Source organism: Streptomyces marianii (assembly GCF_005795905.1).
GTDB classification, from domain to species: domain Bacteria; phylum Actinomycetota; class Actinomycetes; order Streptomycetales; family Streptomycetaceae; genus Streptomyces; species Streptomyces marianii.
Window position 1 is genome coordinate 1 of the sequence record NZ_VAWE01000006.1, and the last position, 22,349, is coordinate 22,349.

A 22,349-nucleotide genomic window follows, 5' to 3' on the forward strand; every position below is an offset into this window, starting at 1 on the left:
GACGAAGTGGCAATTCCCGTGCTGCGCACGGGAATTGAAGAATTCCGCTGCGCTTCATTCTTGCCTTTCTCTGCTGCGCTCCGAAAGACTTCGGGGATTTCCGCTGCGCTCCAATCCCCTCCGGCCGCGCTACGCGCGGGGCTGGCTACGGTGGAAGGGGGCTCGCGCATCACTTCGACTGACTGTGTAACCGTGACGGAAACTCATGACTGCCTGGTCAGAGGAATGTTAACCGCCCCGGACCAGTGCGAGGGGACCAGGGCCCGCAACCCGCCGGACCCGAACCACCAGCACCCGCAGCATACCCACAGACCAGCCACCCCGCAAAGCCTCCAACTCGCCTCCGCCCACACCACCCTGACAGGGCAACAGTCACACACACGACCGGATCCTGAAACCACCACACGACCACCCCAACCCTGCTACCGTCACAAGACGACCACCCTGCACCACCCACATGCATCACAACTCCGCACTGTGTAGAGCGACCGAAACAAGCGCACCCCCGGCCAGGGGGAGGGAATGGGGAAACCAATGAACGCACCGCGAGAACTCCGACCGCATCACACCAAATGCACGGAGCTGTACCAGAGCGCGAGATAAGTGAATCTCTTAGGCATGAGATTTGAGCCGGGATTTCGCTATTTGCTTTTCGCGGATGACAGAGAGAATATAGATGTAAAAGAGCAATTCGGGCCCGGTCGTGAGCGCGCGACCGGGCCCGCGCGTCATTCCCTCCGAGTCCGCCAGTGACGGCCCGGGAATGACAGCAGCCGGGCGGCTCGTGGTGGGTGGTGGAGGCCAACCAGGTCGCGGAGCGGCGTACCTGCCCGCGGCGGGGGTGTGGCTGGGAGACTGACGGCTCGAACCGAAGTAGCCGCCATGGGTGGCGAAGTGAACGGAGGAAGCGTGGCCGAGATCCATGTGGTGCTGAACCGCAAGGGTGGGGTGGGCAAGAGCCTGATCTCGCTCAACATGTGCGCGGTGTGCGCCGATGTGCGGGGCACAAGGGCGGACGGCAAGCCGTACGTGGCGGTGGCGTCCGCCGACCCGCAGGGCACGGCGTTGTGGCGGGCGGCGCAGCTTGAGGAGCTGCCGTTCGACGTCCTGGACATCTCTGAGGACGTCGAGAACATCGGGCATCTCAAGTCGCTGCCGTACGCGCACATCTTCGTGGACACCCCGGGATGGGCGGAGATCAACCCGGAGACGACGGGGCGTGACCCTCTGGGGGATGACCGGTACGGGCAGATCTTGCGGTCGCTGCTGGAGCAAGCGGACGACGTGATCGTGCCGATGCTGACGGAACAGGACTGCTTCGAGCCGACGTGGCAGACGATCGAGTGGGTGGTGAAGCCCCGCCGTATCCCGTTCCAGGTGGTCATCAACAACTGGCCGCCGGCCGAGGGACAGGCGTACGTGGACGGCACCCGGGCGTGGTGTGAGCAGCGCGGCTATCCGGTCGCTCAGACGGTGATCCGCCGGTACCGCGTCCACACCAACGCCAAGCGGGTCGTCACCCAGTACCACAACAACCGTGTGGAGCTTCAGGCTCGGGAGGACTTCTATCGCTTCGCGCTCGAACACGGGCTGCGTGGCGCGGATGAGCGCGTCGGCCGGATCGGCGGGCAGGCGCGAGCGGCGGAGGTTGAGGCGTGATGGGCGGCGCCCGTACGAGCATCGCCGAACAGATCGCGGCGACGAAGGCCGGCACCGACGTCGAGCCGAGCAAGCGGACCGTCCAACCTCGACAGCCTTCCGGGCCTTCACAGCCTTCCCAGGCCACGCGTTCTCGTCAGGGAGAAGAAGAGACGGGCCGTCTTCTGAGCCAACTGCCGCCGGGGATGACAGTGTTCGTTCCGCCCGGATCAGCGGACCCGGCGGAGCGGCTGTCCTATTGCGAAGGCGCGATTCTGGAGGCGGATCGTCAGACCGAGCTGGCCACTGAGCGGATCACCCAGCAGTACCTGTTGTGGGTGGGGGAGCCGTATCGGATCGTGCGCGATGAGGAGCTGTTCCGGCTGGCCGGCTACCCCACGTTCGACGCATGGGGAAAGGCCCTCAACGGGCGTAGCGGGGACTACATGAACAAGGTCATCCGTGTCGGACCGGTCGTGCACGCGCTGGCACCGATCACCCGCCGACAGCTCAAGGAAGACCCGCTACGCCCGCTGGTATCGGTTCAACGGGACCACGGTGACGACGCCGTGCGCGAGTGCTGGAAGGCCGCAGAGGCTGCCGGGGAACTGACCAAGCGGGGACTACTGGCCGCCGCAATCAAGTGCGGATACAGGGTGACCCTTGAGCCCGCCGCTCCAGCCACGCCGACACGTCCGCGGCTGGAGCCCTCAAGCGTGCTGAACGTCAGTAAGCTCCGCCGCCTGGGCGCCACCGACCCAACCCAGGCCCTGGCCCTATGCCGGACGCTACGCGAGGACCTGGACCGCCTTGAACGTGACCTTGCCCAGGCCCACCCGGCCGAGGGCGAGGGCGAGGGCGACGACGCGTAGTAGCGGTCAGCTCCATCACACACGGGAGTCCCGGAATCTGTGGGTTCAGATTCCGGGACTCCCGTGTGTCGTGTATGCCGCAGGTCGCGGGGCGCGGACCCGGGTCGGTCGGCCCCGCCCGGCATAGGCGGGGGCGTCTTCCAGGCCGCATGCGCCTTCGCTGTCCGCCCCCCAGCGCCGCCCGGCTTGGAAGACGGCCCGTCTTTTCGTCGGAGCGAGGAAAAGACGGGCCGTCTTTTCGTCACAGTGACGAAAATCGATGAACTGCCGAGACTGTGCGGTCCTCACCGCGCGGTCTCCGCCCGGCCAGCCGGCAGGGGCAGCCCCGCACGCGCCGGCGGGATCGATCGCAGATCGGAGCTCGGGTACGGAGCGGCCCGGTGGTACTGCCCCCAGAGCGCTGGGCACCGGGCCTGACTCGTACGCTCCATACCGGCACGAGCTGCCGACGACCCTATACGGGTCTCTGATCCTGCGCGGCTCGGCCCAAGAGGTACATATACCGGTGCGAGCAAATTCCGTTGGCCGCATCTCATGGAACGCGCCGCTGACATTCTTCGGTGCGCGCTCAATGACCAACTCTCATGCTCACTGGCCAATTGAAGCGCTCAATCACAAATGTTCAGGTCAAGCGCGGGAACGTCCGTCTTATTCCAGGTCGAATTCCAAGTAGTCGATATCTGTGAATTCCACATCCAGGCCCTGAGCACGTCGGCCGCCGTCGCGGAAGTACACCTCCCCCAGGGCCTCCGCGGTGATCTGCTGGAGCTGCTGTTCGGTGGCGCCGGCCTGCTGGGCCTCGAAGAGGCGGGCGGCGTGCTGAGGGGGCAGGGCGAGTGTGAGGCGGCGTAGTCGTGCGTCGTCGGTGGTGCCGGGGGCGGCTGTGAAGCCGAACCGGGCGCGGGTGTCGATGATGATGCCGCCGGTGGTGGCCGCCTGCTTCTTCGCACGGTCACGTACACGGGGCTGCCAGCGCTGGCGTACCTCGCCCGCCAGGCGCTGCGCGAGCTTTGGGCGGGGCTTGACGATCTCTCCCTTCACGTAGCGCTCAACAGTGCGTTGGCTGACGCCCAGGAGCTGCGCCACCGCTCGGGTGCCCTTCTCCTGCTTGACGAGGTAACGCATCTGCGCCGGCGCGGACTTGGGGATGGGCTGGGTGAACGTCTTCTCAACTGCCGTGTTGAGGCTGTCGCCGAGGATGCCCACGGGTCTCCTTGTCGGTGTTGGGACGGGCGGAGGAATCGGCGTGCAGTCGCCCCAGGGGAGCGCGACCGATCCGCCGAACCGCTGTGCGGTGATCTGCGGGCCGATCCCGGACCCCCGCGACGGATGGAGGCGCGGGAGCGGCCCGCGGGCGCTCACAGCGGCGTACAGCGGCGTACAGCCCTATGCGGGGGCCTCCGCTGCCGTTGCTGCCTCAACGGCCGCTGTACGCGCGGCTTCCCACTCCGCGTCAGCAGCAAGCTTGGCCTGCTCGGACGCGAACTTGCATGCGCGGCACAGACCAGCCGTCAGCACCGCCCGCCCGCACGGCTTGTCGTTCCATCCCGGGCAGTCGCCGATCTCAGCGGCGGGGGTGGGGACGTCCTCGCACGGGATGCACCGTGCCCCGGGCGCCACGACCTTCCGGCCGCAGCCGCCCCCGCACAGCGGCTGCGCACCGCCGTTCTGGCACCGGCCGCACAGATCGGACCCCGGGGCCGCGAGCTGGTCGCACAAGCCGTCATCGCCCTGGCAGTTGCGCAGCTTGCCGTGCCCGGCCACGTCAGCCGCGAGTTTGGCCCGCTTGACCGCGTACGAGTCCGGAAGCGCCACTGACGGCTCGTCGGCCGCGTCCTGCTCCGCGCGGCCGGTCTGCGCGGGGATCAGCGCGACGTCTCCGGCCGGGCCGGCGGCAAGCAGGTCCTTGAGCCGCCGCCCCACCACCGCCGCGACCGTGTGGGTCATCGGCTGCGGCAAGGGCCGGGAGACCAGCGCGTGACGGATCTCCTGAGGAGTGAACCCCGACGCGAGCATGCCTGTTGCCACCAAGCCTTGATCCCTCAACGACTCGGCGTGGTTGATGGTCCACTCCGGACACTCCGCCGCCACCGCGCGCAGCACCAGTACCCCCGGCGACGGATCGACGGCAGACGGCACCCGCCCGGCAGCCTCCCCCCCGTTGCTGCCGCCGTTGTCCGGCGCGGCGTCAGCCGCTGCCGGTCCCACCACGGAGCCCGCAGCCGGAGTGACGTCCTGGTCCTGGTGCTCGCCTTCCCCGCCGTCCGTCCGTCCCTCCGTCTCGTTCGCGCACGCGTCATCTACCTGCACGGACGGACGGACGGGGGGAGTGGGGTCTGAGCGGAGAGTATGAGCGGGAGGACTGAACGGGGGTTCGCGATCTTGCAGGTCAGCGCGGGAATGCGGGCTAGAAATCTGGCCCCGCGGGCTAGAAATCTGGCCCCGCGGGCTAGAAATCTGGCCCGCACCCTCCGGGCTAGAAATCTGGCCCGCGTCTGCGGCAGCCTGCTCGGCCCGCTTCTTCGCGGCGCGCTCCCGCTCCTTCTTCAGGGCCTGCTCGGCGGCCTCAGCAGCAGGCTTGCGCACCTGATCCAGGAGCGCGAACGCGTTGCGCGGGCCGCTGTAACCGGCTCGCGGGAGGTCATTGATCCGGATGCGCAGAGCGGCGCCAGACGCGCTCGCACGGCTGGACGTCTTGACCGGCTTGCCCTCGGGAGTGCTGATCAACTTCACGCCGGACAGCTCCGCCAGGAGCGAGCGGATACGCGCCAGGCTTGACGGCTTCACCGGCTCGCCGTCCTTCACCGGCTTGGCGGGAAGGAGATAGCAGAGCTGGAGAAGGGTGAGCTTGCGGACCGGCCCGTGCTTCTCGATCACCAGGGCCCGCATGATCCAGTACAGACGCACGGCGCTGTCTCGCAGCTGAGGACACAGCGGGATCCAGTCGTGGAGCTGGCTGGTGTAGAGCCCGTCGTTGTCCGGGGCGTACAGCTCCGCGCGCTGACTGGTGTCGGAGGTCTCGTCGTACTCGCCGGGCATCCGGCTGTCCTTTCCGGCCTCCCTCGCGACGTGTCGCGTGGCGGGACGCACCCATGGGTACACTCGCCGGAGACCTATGTGGGGTCACCCGCCGCCACTCCGGGATTGCAGTCCCAAGTGGAGCCACGGCGGGTTTTAACTTTTCGTGCAGGTGACCTTACGCCCCGTGCGTGAGTAGTTGGGTCGGTGGTGACCGCGGTGACCGTGGTCAGCGGGGCAGGTGCGGCGCTCAGTCCCCCGCCGACTCGCCTCCGCGCAGGATGCTGAGGATCTCGTCCAACACTTCCTGTTGCCGCTCCTGGCCCTTCTCCAGCCGGTCGAGCGACGCGGTGTGGTTGGCCAGAGCAATGGTGTGCTCGGTCTGCTTGTCGATCACCCGCTGCAACTTTTCGTTCAGAAGCCGGGCCATCTCCTGGCTGACGGGGTCCTCAGGCATCGGACTGCTCCTTGGTCTTTCGGGCCGAGCGTTTGGCCCGGACCTCGATCCCTGCCTGGCCGAGCCAGTCGTACAACGTCGACGGGCTGATACTCGCCAGCTCTCGGACGCGGCCTCGGGGTGCGCCAGTGCGGACTGCTTCAGTGACCGCCTCGCGCAGCATCCCGACGGCTCGTTCCAGCGCTGCCTCTGCCTCAGCGCGTTCGTGCGCCGCAGCGACAACAGAGCGCAGGGCTGCTAGCTGTCTTTCCTCTGGAAGTTCGGTCACGACAGGATCATACCTGAGCACGGCGCCGTAACCATATTTACGGTGCCGTATTTTTGAGGTACGGTCGTAGACAGCAAGACGGCCCTGACGGGTGGTGGAACACCGCGTCAGGGCCTTGACCACCCGCCTACGTACATAGGAGGGCGATCCGTCATGGATCGTATCGCCACGCCCCCGTGCGTGATGACCATGGTCCGGCTGTCTGCCGGCCTTACCGCTGTCGTCGAGCGCCAGGAGCGCGAGGACGAGCGGCACGACTACGAGCCCGAGCCCGGCCCTGTGATGGTTCCCCGCCCCCGCCCGGCTGTGGGCGCGGTGCCGGCTTCCTCGAGGGGCGGTCGGTGATGAGCGACGCTGACCGGCAGGCTGCCGCAGCCGCTATGGAGACCGCCCGCGCCGTTGCCGCGCAGGCCGCCCGAGAGGCCGCTGAAGCCGCCGCCCGCATACGGGAAACCACCGAGGCCGCAATCGCGCACGCTGCCGCGGCAACGGCTCACCTCGCCTCCCGCTGACCCGCTCCGGCGCTCCGGCACAGAAGCGCACCCCCCCTTGCTCACGGGGGCAGGCCACTGTGCCGCAGCGCCAGACACAACCCCTTGCCGGGTCTTCGGACCCGGCTCCCCCACCCGGAACTGCCCCCGCGGGCGGCGCCGGATGAGGGAGCCGGACACGGCCCCCCCCCGCAGCACCACCCAAGCCCGGACAGCAGCGCGTCGCGCTTCGCGTGATGGCGGCCTGAAAGGCAGCGCCGTTCTTTGAGAACTCCACAGTGGACACAGGCAACTGCGACAAGCCGTCGGCCCTGCCTGCGCGACAAGCACGCGCACCTTTCCCGTGCCGTCCTCACGGACGGACGAGGACCCGAACGCGCAGGTGAAACAAGGGCGAAGATCGCGAGCCCCGTAGGCATTTGACCGGTTCGAGTCCGGTCCGGGGCACCCCTTTGCACTCCACTTCCCAACCCTCAACGAGGCAGAGAGGAGTACGACGATGAACGACATCCCGGACATTCAGATTCACGGGACCGTCTACAGAATGAGCGTCCAGACCGACCCCAGGGGCGCCGTCCTGGTCGCCTACACCAAGGACGCCGAGACCGGGGCCGTCGGGCGGACCTTCATCCGCTTTGACCTGGCCGGAGTCGACTACCTCCGCCGCCGGCTCGGCGCGGCCTGAAGGAGCCAGCATGTTCAACAACAGCAAGAGCAAGCAGGACCACTCCCGCTCCTGGTCCCTGCGGTCGATGGTGCTCGTGGTGCTCGGAGCGATCACCGTAGGCGTGGCGGTGCTGTCGATCGCCGTCAGCTACCAGATCCTGATGCCCCGGTTCGGGGGGTGGTCCGCCCCCACGGTCGCTGCGCTCGATGCCCTGTGGGTGGTCCTCCAGGCGACCGAGATTCACGCGGCGAACAACCGCCGGCGCTCCAAGCGGGTCCAGTGGGCGGGCCTCGCTCTCACTCTGGTGATCGTGGCCATCCCCACGGCCGATCTGGTCCTGACCAGGACCGACGGTTTCGATCTGGCCCTGATCATCACCCCCGTGGCGATCACTGCGACCAAGGGCGCTTGGTGGCTCACGCTGCCCAGTCTCGGCCGCAAGGTCTCGCCTGCCACCCGCAGGGCCATCTCCGTGCGCCGGCAGGAAGTCGCGGACCGGCTGGAGCAGATGGAGGCGGATGCTGCCGACCGGATCGAACTCCTCAGGGTCGCAACCGAGTTGGAACGGCAGATTGGCGAGGCAGAGACCGGCTACCGGCTGTCGACGTTGGAGATCCAGCAGGCCATGGTGGAGCAACTGCACACGCAGTCTGTCGCGACCGCGGAGACCGTCGAACAGATGCCGTTGACCGGTGCGGTCGCGCACATCGCGCTGCCGGAGTTGGACGACTGGAAGCCGACCGCGCCCGCCCTGCCCGTCACGCCCGTCGCGGGCCGTCACACCCTCGGCACGCAGGTCGGTGCCCTGACCGGGGCGCGGTCCGTCACGTCTCGCGGCACGGCCGTCACGCTGCCCGAGCTTGCGGCGGTCCGTGGTGTGCCGACCCCCGAACCGGGGCGGCAGCTCGATGACGTTCAGCTCGGCGTGGTGCTGCGGTATCTGCGCTACAGCGACGACCCGCCCCGTTCGTACCGGCAGGCCGTCGCCGCCTTCCGGCGCTCCGGATTCATCGGCTCCGAGGAGCGCGTACGCCGCGTGTGGAGCGCGGAAGTCCTCACCGAGACGACCGGGGCGGAGACCGACGAGGAGACCGAGGACAGCGACGCCGTCTGATCTGAGCAGCGGTAACGGCTGTGTCAGTGCGCGGTGCGAGAGTCGTATGACGATGTACCAGACGCAGCAGACCGTGAATACCCGCGCTCGTCCGGCACCACCGATGCAGCCCAGCCGAAGCGTTCGGCTGGGCTGTGTCGCGACTGCCGGAAACCCCATGCAGTCGAGAGCAGCGCAGACCCGGCGAGCCATTCGGTGAGCAAACACAGAATCAGTTCTGTTGCAGATCCGCAGGGCAGACCCGGCGAAGCCTGACAAAACATCTAGTCGCAATTGCACATGCGAGTTATGATCTGCAATTCCTTGATCCCAAAATACAGGGGGGAGTATGGGAAAGAAGAAGCGCCGGCACGACGACCGTGAAGAGGACGTTTACGGCCACACAGCGGGCGCCATCGGCGGCCTGGCCATGGTCATGGGCGTGCTGTTCGCCATCAAGGACAAGACGGGTCTGTCGTGGCCGGCCACGGTCATTCTCACCGTGGCCGTGCTGGTCGCCCTCGGCTACGCGGCCTGGTGGGTGAAGTCCCGCGTACAGCGCATGTGGGCCCGAACGCCCCCCGAAGCGTCGTTCTCCACGGCCCTGGCGACGCAGGAGGCACCGCCCGTTGAGGAGGAGGGGCCCGCCCGGGATGAGGAACTGACCAAGGCCCTGGTGGCAAGCCGTGTCATCGGGAAGGACGAGTTCGTTCGCGCGGACGAATCCGTGGTGACGCCGCTGCCCCACGGTCTCGGCACCCGGTACGAGTTCAAGGTGCCCGCCGGTCGGACCTACAAGGACGTCGCTGCCAAGACTGAGGCGGTGGCCGGCGCCCTCGACGCGACCCGGATGCGGACACAGGTCGAGCGCGGCGAGCTGAGCGCCCGCGATGTCGAGATGACGGTACTCGCGCAGCCGCCGTTCACGGCCCCGTTCGCTCCGCCGACCCGGGAAATGATCCTCGCCCACGACGGAATCCCGTTCGCGCACAGCATGACCGGTGAACTCGTCGGCATGGACGACTTCACCAAGGGCGCGATCTTCGTTGCCGGTATGACCCAGACCGGCAAATCGACGCTGACTGTCGCTCTTCTGACATGCGCCTATATTGCGTACGGGACTGAACTCGACGTCTACCTGATCGAAGGAAAGCCCGGTGCGCTGACCCGCTTTGAAAAGGTCGCGGTGCGCTACGAAGCATCGAGTAAGGCAACAGCATTCGACTCCATGGTTCGCGAACTGCTCCAGATTCAGCAGGAGCGGTACGAAATGGATATGCAGGCGATGCGGGAACGGAAGAGTACCCCGCGCCATCGGCAGATCCTCTTCATCGCGGACGAAGTAGCCGACTACTACGTGAGTGACGGAAGCGCCGAGGCGAAAAAGCAGAAGGCGCGTCTCGTCAAGAACTCATCGGAACTCGTACGCAAGGGCCTCGAATGCGGAATCACGGTTGTCATGATGACGCAGCGCCCTTCGGACAAGGCTGTCCCGGTAGAGGTACGAGACCAATTCAAAAAGCGAATCTGCCTCTACGTCTCCGGAAAGGGCGGCGCGGAAGTCGCGTTGGGATCGGACTACTTCAAGACCGAGTCGCCGATTCATCCCGCGCTGATGGACGCGAGCATCCAGGGCCAGGGCGTGTACTTCGATGGCGTCTCCTCGAAACTCGTTCGAGGAATCCGATTCGAAAACGACTTCATCTGGCAGGTTGTCGACGATGTCGCCGCGCGCCGGGAAAAGCACATCGAGGCGGCGGCACCTGACACACCGCTCCGGCAAGCAATCAACATCATGCGTGCCCGACGTGTCGACTTCATGCCGACTGCCGAACTGGCGCCCGCTCTCGGTATCACGGAAACCGACCGAACGGAACGCGGAAAACTCCTTGCAAAACTCCTCGGTGTGCCGGCGGGCAAGGGAGCCAAGGGCGCACGCGGCTACAGGCTGACTGACCTCACCGCAGCCGAGAGGTCCCGTTCGTGACCGCCACCCGGCACCGCCAGACCACCGCCCAGGCACCGCCACCCGACCGCCACCCCGGCGGGTGGGTGGCGGTCGGGTGGCGGTCCTCTGGCGGTCATGGGTGGCGGTGCTGACCTGTGAAAACACCTAAAATCGAAGAAGGGGGGAAGTTCGTGAGATCTGGCGCCGTAGGGCTCACTGTCGGCGTGGGAGCGACCGTGGTCGTCATCGGGGGCGCGTTCATCCTGGCCGCCAGTGACAACCCGATCCTGAACGATGCGCTGAGCCTCAGCGTGCCGGCCGAGTACCAAGAGTTGATAGAAGAGGCGGGAAACACCTGCCCCGAAGTAACACCGGATCTCTTGGCGGCACTCCTCACGCAGGAATCGGGGTTCAACCCGAAAGCTCAATCACCGGTCGGCGCGCAGGGGATTGCCCAGTTCATGCCGTCCACCTGGGAAAGCAGCGGAATCGACGGCAACGGCGATGGCAAACGCGACGTCTGGGATCCCGAGGACGCCATCCCATCGTCAGCGAAATACCTGTGCGCCATCGCCCAGGACGTGAAAGACGTTCCCGGGAACAAGCAAAACAACATGCTCGCCGCATACAACGCGGGTACCGGCGCCGTACTCAAATACAACGGTGTCCCTCCCTACAAGGAGACACAGAACTACGTCCGCTCGATCAGCGCCCTGGCAGGCCAGAGCAGCAAAGGCGGAAAACCCGGAACGGCTGTCACCGCACCGCAGGGCGCAACAGCCCTGAAGGTCGCTCAAAAGATGCTCGGCACCCCGTATTCGTGGGGTGGCGGTAACGCGTCCGGACCAAGCACGGGCACTTGCTGTTCCCCGAACGGCAGCTCCGGAACCAATACGCGGGGCTTCGACTGCTCCGGGCTCACGGTCTACGCATACGCCAAAGTCGGAATCACCCTGCCCCGCACCGCCGCCGCGCAGTACGCCGCATCCAAGCGCGTACAGCCCGGCGACGCGCGGCCCGGCGACTTGGTGTTCTACGGCGACAGCGCGGCCAGCATTCACCACGTCGGCATTTACGTCGGTGGCGGATGGATGCTCGACGCTCCCAAGCCGGGCACCAAAGTCCGCTTCTCCAAACTCAATTCGATGTCCGACCAATTCGGCATCGCCCGCCCCGTACACGACACATCAGAGGAGATCTGAACCATGCGCAAGTCCGACTTCATCACCCTGGCCGCGCCGCAGGACTTCTCCAAGGGCTTCACCGACTTCTTCGACTCCATCGGAATGACCGGGGCCGGCCTGGTGACCAAGGGAGTCGCCGCGGTCATCGCAGTGATCGCCGTCAAGATGCTGCTCGGCACGCCCAACGACCCCAAGAACGCGCTGCGCAAGGGGTCCATGGCGGTCGGCGTTCTGTTCGTGGCCATCATCCTCGCGATGTACGGCGCCGACCTGTTCGGCACCGTCACCAACGGCGCGGGCGGGAAGAACTGATGCCCGAGAAGGACGATCCGTGCGATCTCCTGAAGGGCACTCCGTCCTACGACTACTGCCAAAGCGACGGACACGAGGGGATCGACCCGGACGCCCCAGGCGGAGGAGTTGATGGCGGGTTCGGGATGACCGACAAAGCCGCCGACAACGTCCAAGACCTCGCCGAATGGCTCATCAAGAAGATCAAGAGCCTCATCGCGCCGAAGGATGCGTGGGCACCGGATGAGGCCACGGATGCGGTGTTCGCACCGTTCTTGTGGCTTGGTCAGAATCTGGCGGTCGCCATTTTCACCTGCGTGGTGGCCGTGTGTGCCCTGACCGCGTGGCAGGGCGCACCGCGCCTGAGGCAACTGGGTCACTCGACCGGGTGGACGCTCGTGGCGGTGGCCGGCATGGCGTCCGTGCCGGGGGTGGTGGCGATGCTGAACACGGCTGTGAGCCAGGGGTTCACGGCCGCGTTCAGCTTGAACGAGTCCACGTTGTTCGGGGCCCTCACCGAGGATCTGAAGGAGGGCGCGGAGGAGGGCAACGTCCTGGGCGTCCTGATCGTCACCGCGGCCCTGGTGGTGGCCCTCGGGTTTGCCGCGCTGGTGTTCATGGTGCGCAACCTCGGGATTCTGGCGTTCGTGTGCTTCTCGCCGCTGGTGATCGCCTCCCTTGCCCGTGGGGGCGACATGAGCGCGGTTCAGGCCTGGGCGCAGAAGTTGTTGGGGCTCATGTTCGCCCCGTTCGCCCTGCTCCTGGTCGCGCCGTTCGTGCCGTTGGTCGAGGACTCGCTGGTGATGCACGGCGTTCTCTTGGTCGCCGCGGACGTCCTGATGTGGCGGATGATCTTCCATGGGGTGCCGTACTTCGGGCCCCGGCTGGCTCGGGCCGCGCGGTCGGCGGTGGAGACCCGCGTCAGTAACCCGGTCGTCCGTGCGGCGGTGCGGGCGGGTGTGCCGGACTTCTACGAGCAGGAGAACACCCCCCGTGGTCCGCGCACGGTGGCGACTCCGGGCCGGGCACTGGCGCAGGACGGTGACGTCCTGGCCGCCGCGTACGGGATCAGGACGCGTAAGCGGCCTGGGCGGATGACGACCGAGTCGGCCATCGCGCAGATCAACCGAGACGGGGAACGGCAGGCGAAGGTCATGGCCGCGCGCCGGGACGCCCGTGCCGCCCACACGCCGACCCGCACCCCGCCGCCCCGCTCGCCGTCCGCCGGTTCGAACCCATCCCCGCAGGCTTCGACCAGGAGCACTCCGCAGGCTCCGGCGAGGAGCACGCCGCCGGCGCCCAGATCGGGCCCGGCATCCGGCTCCGGCCCGTCATCGGGCGGGCCGACCACCCGATAGAAGAGAAGGAGGAAGAGTGCCGTGTACTCCCTGAACCCCGGCTTCCGAGGCCCTGCCATTCAGCGCGGGCTGAGCCCGCTGGAGCTCCTGCTGACGAAGGTGAACGCCGGGGCAGGGGGCGCCCTCCTCGCGTCGGGCCTGATCCAGCCGCCGCCGGTATGGACGTTCGGAGCGGTCGCCGCCGTCGCCGGAGTCCTCAACCTCGCCCCCGGGCCCCGCTCGCTCGCCCGATGGGCCGCGGTCGGTGCCCGGTACTGGCGCGAGCGACGCACCACACCCCGCCTGAGCACGACCGCGGGCGAGACCCGCACGTGGACTCTCTACCCGCTTCACGGCACCATGCAGGACCCGGTGTTGAGGGCCGGATTTCACGAGACCTTCGGCCGCGCCCTGACCTACGTCGGCAACCAGTCCCGCAGCGCGGGTATCCAGGTCCACGTCACCCACCACGCGACGGTGAGTGACGTCACCCTCCACACGCAGACGATTTCCGTGCACATCCCCAAGGGCGTGATCTCCCGTCCGGAGCGGGTCCTGAACACGATCGAGCGGGAGTTCACCCGGCTCGGCGCGCTGACCGAGATCACGCCCGAGCCGGTGCCGTCTGTCACCGACCGCGCGTCCGAATGGGCCGCGCTCGAGGACGGCCGGTACGCGGCCACCGCCCGGATCACCGGCTGGCCGCACACGAACAACGGGAACCTCATGCCCGATCTGCTGCTGGAGCAGAACATGGACCAGGCCCAGAAGGAACGGCGCAGGGACCGCTCCCTGTCGGTGCTGTACCGGCCGCTGCCGCTGGCCCAGGCCCGCCGCTCGGCGAAGTGGCGGAAAGCCGCGGCCGAGGCATTCACCACCGACAACGTCAAGAAGGACGAACACCAGGAAACCAGCGGCACCACACACGACGCGCTGGTGCACGGCGCGACGCTCGTGGACATCGACGCCTACCTGACCGTCTGGGGCGACAGCCCCGAGGACGTCACCGATGCCCGCTGGGCCGCCCAGCTCGACGCGGACGAGCACCGCCTGCGGCTCAACTGGCTGATCGGACAGCAGCACCGCGCCCACGTGATGACCACCCCGCACGGCGCAGCCACCCGAAACGGAGCGATCCTGTGATCCGCCTGCCCTCCAACCACGTCGCGATCACCGCGCCGCTCGTCGCCGCCGACATGGCCTTTCCCGGCATCGAGATCGGCCGCTCGACCACCGACGGCCGGCCCTTCCACCTCACCCCGGTCCTGGTCGACTACGACTACATGCAGTCCACCAACTCGATCACGCTGGGCGGGCTCGGCTCCGGCAAGTCCACGTCCCGCAAGGTCCAGGTACGCCGCAGCATCCTGCACCACGGCGCCCAGGCCGTCGTCATCGACAGCTATGGAGAGCAGAAGCCGGCCGAAGCCCTGGAAGGGGAGTGGGCGCCGCTGACCCGCTCTCTGGGCGGGCAGGTCGTCATGGCGGGTGAGTTCACCCTGAACCCGTGCTCACCCATGTTCCCGGCCGACGTGCGGGAACAGCTCATCCGCTCCCTGATCGCCACCGTCGAGCCCACCGCGCTCACCCCCGAGAGCGGCCACGCGCTCCAGCACGCTCTCAACAACCCCAAGGCAACCGACCTGGGCGGTTTGGTCGACGCCCTGCAAGACCCCGAGGACGGCCGGTTCCCGGCCGCAGAGCTCACCGCGTGGGGCATCCGGGCGGTCCTTGCCCTGTCGAAGTTCACCGAGGGAGCGCTCCGCGGCCTGTTCGACGGACCGACCGCGGGCCTGCCCGACACCGACCTGCCGATCGTCTCCTTCGACTTCACGCGGATGGACAAGTCCAGCCCGGCGATTCCGGCGCTGATGGCCGCGATCTCGTGCTGGGTCGAGCATGTCTGGATCAGGCAGTCGACCGCCCGCCACCGCCACTTCGTCATCGAAGAGGCGTGGCAGATCTTCCTCTCCCCCCACACCAACGAACTCATCCAGCGCCTGATCAAGAACAGCCGAAAAGATCGCCTGTCGGTCGACGCGGTGATGCACACCCTGTCCGACCTCGGAGACGGCCGCGCCCAGGACGCTGTCCGCCTCGCAACGATCGTCCAGGTCGGCCGTCTCACCCCAGATGAAGCCGCCCAGGTCGGAGCCCTGTACAACCTGCCCGCCTGGGCCGTTGAGAAGATCCCCACTCTCGCCCCCGGCGAGGCGGTCTGGAAGGTCGGCGACACCTTCGTCGACATCATCCAGACTGTCATCACCGACGAAGAGGCCAAGCTCACCGACACCTCAGCCGGACGCCGCGCCGCCCAGGAAGCCGAGTTCGGCGAGCAGGTCACGGAGGAAACCGGCGACGACGAGGAAGAGCCCGCCCTCAGCCTCGACAAGGACACCGAGCCCACCGAGGACGTCCATGACGTCGATGACCCCGCCGGCCCCGACGACGACGGGTGGGGGTTCGAGCTGCCGCCGAACACCATCGACACCGTTTACACCGGGCAGCGCCTCGACCACCGCCACCAAGCCGTTCTGCAGGCCGCACGGGCCGGCCGCCTCAACGAGGCCGCAGACCTCGCCGCGGTCGGTGAACGGGAGGACATCACCACCCATGGCTTCAACTCGCCCCAGGCCACAGCCTGGCTCGTCACCCGAGCGGAGGTAGCCGAACTGTCCGGGAACAAGGACCAGGCCGCGCACCTGCGCGCTACCGTCGCCCGCATGGGCAACAACGGCGGCGCTGAGTGGTTCGAGAGGACCGACGACACTGAACCCCAGTGGCATCAGGTATCAGAGCCGCCGCCGGCACCCGAACCCACAAGCCCAGACGACGACCATCCCCGCGCACGTCGGCGGACCTGGCCCTACGTCGCCGCTGTCGCGGCCCTGGCCATCACTGCCGCCGGCATCTGGCAGAGCGCAGAGGACGACACCCAGCGGGAAGAGCGCCGGCAGAAGGTGTCCGCCTACAAGGGCCGATCGGGCGCCGCACTGTCCATCGACTCAGTCGATGCCGACGTAGTCGCCCAATGGGCCCGTGACCGCCGCAGCGTCATCGTGGAACTACGCACGGGCTTCGAGCCAGACGCGAGGTACCTCCGGATCGACTCGGGGGAAAAGAGCGCTGTGAGCCAGCCTGAGGAAGGGCGCTTTGCCGTAGACCCTGAACTCAGGATTCCGGTGAAAGATCCGTACGCTGATGTGACGGTCCGTGTGGTGATAGGCGGGAAGGGCTGGAAGGAAGGTTCCCGGGCCTCTTCTCGGGCGGTCCGTCTGTCGCCGACTGGTGTGGCGTTCGATGCTGAGACCGGCAAGAGGCTTCCGTCCGATCTGTGACGCTCCCGTGGCAGCGAAAGGGGTGGGCACCGTAACCGGTGTCCACCCCTTTTTTGCTTTCGGCCCGAAGCGTGTCTCCTGCGTGCTCGGGCGCGGGTACCGTCCTGAGTGCGACGTCGGAACGGAGTTCTTCATGGCGCATGGTGCGGAGAGTGGCCCGCGCACGTTCGGTCAGCGGGTTCGCAGGGCCCGGGAGCGGAAAGGGCAGTCGCGGCCGGTGCTGGCTGGTCTGGTGGGCCGTAGCGCGGAATGGGTCAAGGCCATCGAGAACGACCGGCTGGGGATGCCCCGCCTCTCTCTCCTGCTGCGCCTGGCCGAAGCGCTCGGCGTGGATGATCTCGCCGCGCTCACGGGCGACGAGCGCCTGAGCGCGGCCACCTACACCAAGGCCGCGCATCCGTCGCTGCTGCGGGTGAAGGAAGCGTTGACGGACTACGACGTGTTGTCTCGGGATGAGGAGCCGGTGCCGGCGACACAGCTTGCGGATCGTGTGGCGCTGGCCTGGCAGGCTTGGCACGGTTTCGGTGACCACCGGTCGCGGGTGGCGAACGTGCTGCCCGCGTTGCTGGCTGATCTGAGGTACGCCGCGCGCGTGCGGGAGGGCATCGAGCGCCGCCGGGTTCTGGTGAGCCTGGCGCAGGGCTACCACCTGGCCCAGCTCTATCTGTCGTTCCAGCCGGCGCCCGAGTTGGTCATGTTGACCGGTGACCGGTCGATGACGGCCGCGCAGGACGCTGACAGTCCGCGTGCGGTCGCCGCTGCCGCGTGGTACCTCAACCATGTTTTCCGCGATGCCGGCGAACGCCACGAGGCCCGTGTGGAGTTGGCGATGAAGTCGCTTCAGCTCCTCGACCCCGACCGCGGCCCGGAGGACATCGCGCTTGGCGGGCTGTTGCACCTGGCTGCCGCTCTCTCCTACGCCAAGGTCGGGCAGAAGGGCAGCGCCGAACATCACTGGGACAGCGCTGACAGGGCCGCCAAGCGGCTCGGCGACGGCTACGCCCACCCCTGGCTGATCTTCGGCCGGGGCATGGTCGACGCGTACGCGATCACCATGAGGACCGATCTCGTGCGTGCCGGTGAGGCGGTCGACGCCGCCACCCACATCGATCTTGGCGCCATGCAATCGTCCACGCGCCGTTCGTTCCACATCATCGAGACAGCCCGCGCCTACAGCCTGCAAGGCGAGTCCGTCGCGGTCGTGCACCTGTTGCAGAAGGCGTACGAGGCCAGTCCGGAGACCGCGCGGTTCAACCTGTTCGCGCGCGGCGCGGCCGTGGAGCTGTCGGAGAACGGCAGCGCGCTCGTCCGCGATGACGCCCGCGGCCTGGCGCGTCAACTGGGCGTTGCCGCATAGGGGTACAGCCTGTACCCCTCCGGGAGGGGGTAGCGGCTGTACCCGCCGCCGCCCCTGCCCGCTTCTACGGTCGGTGACCGACCCACCACCGACATGAGGCCTGGCGATGACCAGCATGACCGCAGCGCGACCCCGCCGAACGGGACACCCCGGATACAACCTGACCAAGCCGCGCCAGGCGGCCACCGCGCAGGACGCCCGCCGACTGGCGCGCGTGGCGCTCGCTGCCTGGGGCCTGGACGACGAGGCCGCCACGGCGGCGCTGGTGCTGTCCGAACTCGTGGCGAACGCCGTGCGGCACGCCTGGGGCCCCTCGGTCCGTATCGCGGTCGACCTGCCCACCGCCGACCGCGTACGCCTGGCCGTGGTCGACCGTGCTGCCCGCCGGCTGCCCGAACTGCGCGTGCCCGCACCCGGCGACACCACCGGCCGCGGGCTGCTCCTGGTGGAGGAGTGCGCCGACCGGTGGGGCTACGACCTGCTGGGATCCGGTATCGCGCCGTGGGGCAAACGCGTATGGGCCGAACTCAAGGTGAGCCAATGACCGCGACCGAAACCACCGGGGCAGCCCGACGTGCACCGCGGGTCGGAGACGAAGTGACGGATGGCCGCACCCGCGCGATCGTCACCGACATCCGAGCGGGCGTCATCTGGCTGCGCGCCCCCTACGGCTGCGGCGAGTGGCCCGCCGACGACCCCAAACGGCTGAAGGTGTCCCGCACCCGCGCGCAGCGCATCGAGGCCGGCGATGCCTGACTGTCTGTTTGAGTTCCCGACGATCATGGGGCGAACGACTCAGGTGGCCGGATGAGGCCCAGGTGACCCCATCGAGCCCGTGCGGCATCGGCTGTGAGTTCATGTGGTCGACCGATCTCTTCCCAGGTCGCACCTGCTGCCCGATCGGCGATGACAGCGACCCGGACGAGTTCCCGGGTCAGGTGGGCGAAGTCGGCGGCGGCGGTGCTGTGCAGCCCGGCCTCCGCGTGCTGGCCCGCGATCGCGTCGGCCAGGGCCAGTTCCAGGGCCTCGCACCGGTCGCGGATCTCTCCGCCGATCTGGAACAGGGCAGCCCTGGCGCGGAACGCTGCGGCGGCCCGGCGCCGGTCTCGGTAGGCCGCCTGCCTGCACGAACGCGGACGAGGACAATACCGGCGCCTGCCCTCCGGCGAGATCGCCGATCCGCACCACCCGCATGTGTCACTCATATCCGTAGGATTCCCCCGGAATCCGACGACAGATCACGCGAGCCTCACCGGTTTCCGTTCGGGGAAGGCTCAGCGGCATAGACCCCGCCGGCCCGCGCCCCCGTCGCGGGTCGGCGGTCCCCCAACCCGGTGCCCCGGCCGATGCCCCCGATCGGTCCGGGGCACCGCCGCGTCAGATCGCTCCCAGCTCCGTGAGCATGGCGGCGCGGTCGGCGGGGAGTTTCGCGCGGCGGCTGCGCTGGTTCGCCAGCCATACCCCGAGTTTGACCGCGTGGTCCTGGCCGTCGTGGACAACGTGTTCGATGTGGGCCCGCGAGACGCCCGTCAGTGTGCCCTCGCGGGCGAGGTAGGAGCGGGCCGCCGCGAGACCGCGTTCCCACGCGGCGGCACGGCCGTCGGCCTTCGGGGCCGCCGCGGCGGGCTCGGGGGCGGTGACTCCCAGCGCTGTCAGCCGCTCGCGCTGAGCCTGGGACAGCGCGGCCCATGTCTCGCGCTGCCTGGCCAGCCATCGGCCGACGTCTGCGCCGTGCACGGTGACTCCGGGGGTGATCTCGTCTGCCGCGGCGCCGCCGTCCACCACCAGGGCTCGTACTCCGGTGTAGTGGCGTTGCCAGTCGATGGGCCAGTCGGGGTTCCAGTCGCGGTCGATCTGCGCGAGTTGTGCGGCTCGCTCGTCGCTCAGGGCGCCGGGTCGGCGGCAGTTGGACAGCCACTGCCCGATAGGCCGTCCCGTGGCCCCTGAGGGGCCCTGGAGCGCTCGTGCGGCCTGTCCGCCGGGCTCGGCGACCACCGCGCCGCGCGGAGCGGCCAACGTGCCGTAGCGGTCCATGTAGAGCCGTGCTGCGGCAAGGTTGTCCTGCCACTCGGCCTCGGCCGGGTCCCACACCATGCCCAGCCGTTCGAGCCGCGCCGCCCGACGTCCGTCGAGCTGCCCGGACGCGTACGCGGCGCGCTGCCGGCGGATCCACCGCCCCAGCGGATACGCCGCACCCGGGCCCGTCTCCATCTGAGCGCCCAGCGGCACCCGCAGGTGCCCCTCACGTGCCGCCCACCGTCGCGCGGACCAGTAGCCGCGCGTCCAGTCCTGCCGCTCGGTGTCGATCACGCGCAGCGAGACCAGTTCCGCGACAGCGGCCGGGTCACGGGGAGAGGAGAACCGGAGCAGCATCCGGGATTCCTCCTCACCCTCCTCGGGCTCCGGACCAATCCACTCGCCCATTTCACGGGGCGAGTTCTCCTGAGGAATGGCGAGCATTTCCACCGCGCGTTCATCGTGCGCCCTCAGACCAGCCAAGACCTTTACCAGCGGCCGATACGAGGCAGACGTGACCATGTCGGACGGAGCCTCATCCGGCCCAAGAAACACCGGCACAATCAGAGAAGCGAGTTTCCCGGAATTCGGCTTCTGACGCAGCGCCCGGCCGATCGCCTGGACGATATCCACCGACGAACCCTTGGGATCCAAAAGCGCCACCGAATCCACCGCCGGACAGTCCACCCCCTCACCCAAAACCCGGCAATTCGACAGCACCGCACGATGCGCCGTCCCACCGAACCGCCCCAACTCCTGCGCACGGTGGTCCGATTCGTGCTCGCCACGCAGCCACCCCGCCCAGACCGACTCCGGATACATCCCCGGATCGGACGCGTGCAGCTCCGCTGCCTTCTTCTTCAGCCCCTTGCAGAAAGCCTCCGCCTCCACCGTGCGGTGATGGAAAGTGATGATCTTCTGCAACCCGTGCTCGGCCGCCGTCCGCAACAAAGCCGCCTGCAACGCCCCCAGCCGCAGGCCGCGTACCTCCTCCTCCCGCGCCTGAGGCCCGGACAACCGCTCCGGCGTCACCACCGGATCCCGCACCTCCACCACCAGGATCTGATACCGGGCCAGCAACCCCAGACTGATGGCATCCGCCAAGCCCAGCTCGTACACGATCGGCCCGAACACCTCAAGATCATCCATCGAACACGCCAGCTCCGCCGGCAGCCGGTCCCGCGACCCCGCCCGCACCTCCCAGCTCGGCGGACGCTCGCGCCAAATCCGAGGCGTCGCCGTGAAATACAACCGCCGCGCCGCCGGAATCTCCGACTGGTGGTGGATAGCCGCCCATGCCTTCCCCAGACTCCCCGACGTCCGGTGCGCCTCATCAACGACCACGAGGTCAAAGGGCCGCATCGCCCCGCCGTATTCCCCGCTGAACGCCTTGGTGAGAACCGGCAGTGACGCATACGTGGCGTACATCGTCACTGGGCCTTTCCCGTGGCGCTCGGCAAGCACAATCGGGTTCGTGGTCGTGCGCACTCCGGCCGCATACAGCCCGGCATCATCATCCAGTGAGCACACGGCAACCGACTTGCCGTCATGGCCCTCCGCGCGCCACTCTCTTACCGTCTGGGTCAGCAGATCGAGAGTCGGCAGCATCACCAGAATCCGGCCGCCTTTGGCGATCCGCAGCGCGGAGTGCGCGGCAATCAACGTCTTCCCGGTGCCGCACGCCGCCACGACCGAGGCGCGGAGCCCGTTGGCGGGGATTCCCCTGGGTGGTGTGTCCAGGGCGCTTACGGCGGCTTCTACGGCTTCTACCTGATGCGGGAAGAGCGTGCGTGGTGCGTTCATTGGTTTCCCCATTCCCTCCCCCTGGTTGGGGGTGCGCTTGTTTCGGTCGCTCTACACAGTGCGGAGTTGTGATGCATGTGGGTGGTGCAGGGTGGTCGTCTTGTGACGGTAGCAGGGTTGGGGGTGGTCGTGTGGTGGTTTCAGGATCCGGTCGTGTGTGTGACTGTTGCCCTGTCAGGGTGGTGTGGGCGGAGGCGAGTTGGAGGCTTTGCGGGGTGGCTGGTCTGTGGGTATGCTGCGGGTGCTGGTGGTTCGGGTCCGGCGGGTTGCGGGCCCTGGTCCCCTCGCACTGGTCCGGGGCGGTTAACATTCCTCTGACCAGGCAGTCATGAGTTTCCGTCACGGTTACACAGTCAGTCGAAGTGATGCGCGAGCCCCCTTCCACCGTAGCCAGCCCCGCGCGTAGCGCGGCCGGAGGGGATTGGAGCGCAGCGGAAATCCCCGAAGTCTTTCGGAGCGCAGCAGAGAAAGGCAAGAATGAAGCGCAGCGGAATTCTTCAATTCCCGTGCGCAGCACGGGAATTGCCACTTCGTCACTAATTCCCGCTACGCGGGAATTCCGCTCTTGAAA

Annotated in this window: 21 protein-coding genes; 15 read left to right on the forward strand and 6 right to left on the reverse strand. The window is 67.8% G+C overall.

What is annotated here, in order from left to right; genetic code table 11:
* Window positions 1–909: 909 nt before the first annotated feature.
* Window positions 910–1,659 carry a ParA family protein gene (locus tag FEF34_RS40775; protein WP_138058529.1) on the forward strand — a complete coding sequence of 250 codons (750 nt, stop codon included), beginning with the start codon at window positions 910–912 and terminating at the stop codon, window positions 1,657–1,659.
* Window positions 1,656–2,510: a hypothetical protein gene (locus tag FEF34_RS40780; RefSeq protein WP_171053421.1), complete on the forward strand. Its 855-nt coding sequence runs from the start codon at window positions 1,656–1,658 to the stop codon at window positions 2,508–2,510. The genes FEF34_RS40775 and FEF34_RS40780 overlap by 4 nt, the downstream gene beginning before the upstream one ends.
* A 648-nt stretch (window positions 2,511–3,158) precedes the next feature.
* Here FEF34_RS40780 and tpg read toward each other — a convergent pair.
* From tpg to FEF34_RS40800, 4 genes are all read right to left on the reverse strand, one after another.
* Window positions 3,159–3,716: a telomere-protecting terminal protein Tpg gene (gene tpg, locus FEF34_RS40785; RefSeq protein WP_138058531.1), complete on the reverse strand. Its 558-nt coding sequence runs from the start codon at window positions 3,714–3,716 to the stop codon at window positions 3,159–3,161.
* Between the two features lie 180 nt (window positions 3,717–3,896).
* The gene (locus FEF34_RS40790; protein WP_138058532.1) at window positions 3,897–5,549 is read right to left on the reverse strand and encodes a hypothetical protein; all 1,653 of its coding nucleotides are present in this window, start codon (window positions 5,547–5,549) and stop codon (window positions 3,897–3,899) included.
* A gap of 229 nt (window positions 5,550–5,778) precedes the next feature.
* Complete coding sequence (locus FEF34_RS40795; RefSeq protein ID WP_138058533.1) at window positions 5,779–5,985, reverse strand: hypothetical protein; 207 nt, start codon at window positions 5,983–5,985, stop codon at window positions 5,779–5,781.
* A complete protein-coding gene (locus tag FEF34_RS40800) occupies window positions 5,978–6,253 on the reverse strand; it encodes a hypothetical protein (protein WP_138058534.1) in 276 nt (91 codons plus the stop codon). The genes FEF34_RS40795 and FEF34_RS40800 overlap by 8 nt, the downstream gene beginning before the upstream one ends.
* Window positions 6,254–6,406: 153 nt before the next feature.
* Between FEF34_RS40800 and FEF34_RS40805 the strand changes: the two genes are divergently transcribed.
* The 13 genes from FEF34_RS40805 (at window position 6,407) to FEF34_RS40860 (ending at window position 18,715) form a co-directional block, all read left to right on the forward strand.
* The gene (locus tag FEF34_RS40805) at window positions 6,407–6,598 is read left to right on the forward strand and encodes a hypothetical protein (RefSeq protein WP_138058535.1); all 192 of its coding nucleotides are present in this window, start codon (window positions 6,407–6,409) and stop codon (window positions 6,596–6,598) included.
* Window positions 6,598–6,765 carry a hypothetical protein gene (locus FEF34_RS41870; protein WP_171053422.1) on the forward strand — a complete coding sequence of 56 codons (168 nt, stop codon included), beginning with the start codon at window positions 6,598–6,600 and terminating at the stop codon, window positions 6,763–6,765. Before FEF34_RS40805 ends, FEF34_RS41870 begins: the two co-directional genes overlap by 1 nt.
* Window positions 6,766–7,243: 478 nt before the next feature.
* Window positions 7,244–7,429: a hypothetical protein gene (locus FEF34_RS40810; RefSeq protein WP_138058536.1), complete on the forward strand. Its 186-nt coding sequence runs from the start codon at window positions 7,244–7,246 to the stop codon at window positions 7,427–7,429.
* A gap of 10 nt (window positions 7,430–7,439) precedes the next feature.
* Window positions 7,440–8,525: a hypothetical protein gene (locus FEF34_RS40815; protein ID WP_138058537.1), complete on the forward strand. Its 1,086-nt coding sequence runs from the start codon at window positions 7,440–7,442 to the stop codon at window positions 8,523–8,525.
* 328 nt (window positions 8,526–8,853) lie between these two features.
* Window positions 8,854–10,491: an FtsK/SpoIIIE domain-containing protein gene (locus FEF34_RS40820; protein WP_138058538.1), complete on the forward strand. Its 1,638-nt coding sequence runs from the start codon at window positions 8,854–8,856 to the stop codon at window positions 10,489–10,491.
* A gap of 197 nt (window positions 10,492–10,688) precedes the next feature.
* On the forward strand, window positions 10,689–11,654 hold the full coding sequence (locus tag FEF34_RS40825; protein ID WP_234043381.1) for a C40 family peptidase: 966 nt from the start codon (window positions 10,689–10,691) through the stop codon (window positions 11,652–11,654).
* Window positions 11,655–11,657: 3 nt separating this feature from the next.
* Window positions 11,658–11,948 (forward strand): hypothetical protein, encoded by a 291-nt coding sequence (locus FEF34_RS40830; protein WP_138058540.1) that lies wholly within the window; start codon window positions 11,658–11,660, stop codon window positions 11,946–11,948.
* A complete protein-coding gene (locus FEF34_RS40835; RefSeq protein ID WP_138058541.1) occupies window positions 11,948–13,285 on the forward strand; it encodes a hypothetical protein in 1,338 nt (445 codons plus the stop codon). Before FEF34_RS40830 ends, FEF34_RS40835 begins: the two co-directional genes overlap by 1 nt.
* Before the next feature lie 21 nt (window positions 13,286–13,306).
* A complete protein-coding gene (locus tag FEF34_RS40840; RefSeq protein WP_138058542.1) occupies window positions 13,307–14,407 on the forward strand; it encodes a hypothetical protein in 1,101 nt (366 codons plus the stop codon).
* Window positions 14,404–16,602, forward strand: a complete 2,199-nt coding sequence (locus FEF34_RS40845) for a hypothetical protein (RefSeq protein WP_138058543.1) — start codon at window positions 14,404–14,406, stop codon at window positions 16,600–16,602. The genes FEF34_RS40840 and FEF34_RS40845 overlap by 4 nt, the downstream gene beginning before the upstream one ends.
* Before the next feature lie 133 nt (window positions 16,603–16,735).
* Complete coding sequence (locus FEF34_RS40850) at window positions 16,736–17,959, forward strand: helix-turn-helix domain-containing protein (protein WP_138058544.1); 1,224 nt, start codon at window positions 16,736–16,738, stop codon at window positions 17,957–17,959.
* Window positions 17,960–18,065: 106 nt separating this feature from the next.
* Window positions 18,066–18,503: an ATP-binding protein gene (locus FEF34_RS40855; protein ID WP_138058545.1), complete on the forward strand. Its 438-nt coding sequence runs from the start codon at window positions 18,066–18,068 to the stop codon at window positions 18,501–18,503.
* A complete protein-coding gene (locus FEF34_RS40860; protein ID WP_138058546.1) occupies window positions 18,500–18,715 on the forward strand; it encodes a hypothetical protein in 216 nt (71 codons plus the stop codon). The genes FEF34_RS40855 and FEF34_RS40860 overlap by 4 nt, the downstream gene beginning before the upstream one ends.
* Before the next feature lie 23 nt (window positions 18,716–18,738).
* Here the strand turns inward: FEF34_RS40860 and FEF34_RS40865 are convergent, their stop codons facing one another.
* Both FEF34_RS40865 and FEF34_RS40870 read right to left on the reverse strand, forming a co-directional pair.
* Window positions 18,739–19,164 (reverse strand): hypothetical protein, encoded by a 426-nt coding sequence (locus tag FEF34_RS40865; RefSeq protein ID WP_138058547.1) that lies wholly within the window; start codon window positions 19,162–19,164, stop codon window positions 18,739–18,741.
* Window positions 19,165–19,336: 172 nt separating this feature from the next.
* The gene (locus FEF34_RS40870; protein WP_138058548.1) at window positions 19,337–21,778 is read right to left on the reverse strand and encodes a DEAD/DEAH box helicase; all 2,442 of its coding nucleotides are present in this window, start codon (window positions 21,776–21,778) and stop codon (window positions 19,337–19,339) included.
* Window positions 21,779–22,349: the final 571 nt, after the last annotated feature.

Bases quoted from the DNA above. Each gene is read 5' to 3' on its own strand.
- FEF34_RS40805 (WP_138058535.1), top strand. From the start codon at position 6,407: ATGGATCGTATCGCCACGCCCCCGTGCGTGATGACCATGGTCCGGCTG.
- FEF34_RS40815 (WP_138058537.1), top strand. From the start codon at position 7,440: ATGTTCAACAACAGCAAGAGCAAGCAGGACCACTCCCGCTCCTGGTCC.
- FEF34_RS40820 (WP_138058538.1), top strand. From the start codon at position 8,854: ATGGGAAAGAAGAAGCGCCGGCACGACGACCGTGAAGAGGACGTTTAC.
- FEF34_RS40810 (WP_138058536.1), top strand. From the start codon at position 7,244: ATGAACGACATCCCGGACATTCAGATTCACGGGACCGTCTACAGAATG.
- FEF34_RS40870 (WP_138058548.1), bottom strand. From the start codon at position 21,778: ATGAACGCACCACGCACGCTCTTCCCGCATCAGGTAGAAGCCGTAGAA.
- FEF34_RS40865 (WP_138058547.1), bottom strand. From the start codon at position 19,164: ATGAGTGACACATGCGGGTGGTGCGGATCGGCGATCTCGCCGGAGGGC.
- FEF34_RS40855 (WP_138058545.1), top strand. From the start codon at position 18,066: ATGACCAGCATGACCGCAGCGCGACCCCGCCGAACGGGACACCCCGGA.
- FEF34_RS40795 (WP_138058533.1), bottom strand. From the start codon at position 5,985: ATGCCTGAGGACCCCGTCAGCCAGGAGATGGCCCGGCTTCTGAACGAA.
- FEF34_RS40830 (WP_138058540.1), top strand. From the start codon at position 11,658: ATGCGCAAGTCCGACTTCATCACCCTGGCCGCGCCGCAGGACTTCTCC.
- FEF34_RS40790 (WP_138058532.1), bottom strand. From the start codon at position 5,549: ATGCCCGGCGAGTACGACGAGACCTCCGACACCAGTCAGCGCGCGGAG.
- FEF34_RS40835 (WP_138058541.1), top strand. From the start codon at position 11,948: ATGCCCGAGAAGGACGATCCGTGCGATCTCCTGAAGGGCACTCCGTCC.
- FEF34_RS40850 (WP_138058544.1), top strand. From the start codon at position 16,736: ATGGCGCATGGTGCGGAGAGTGGCCCGCGCACGTTCGGTCAGCGGGTT.
- FEF34_RS41870 (WP_171053422.1), top strand. From the start codon at position 6,598: ATGAGCGACGCTGACCGGCAGGCTGCCGCAGCCGCTATGGAGACCGCC.
- FEF34_RS40860 (WP_138058546.1), top strand. From the start codon at position 18,500: ATGACCGCGACCGAAACCACCGGGGCAGCCCGACGTGCACCGCGGGTC.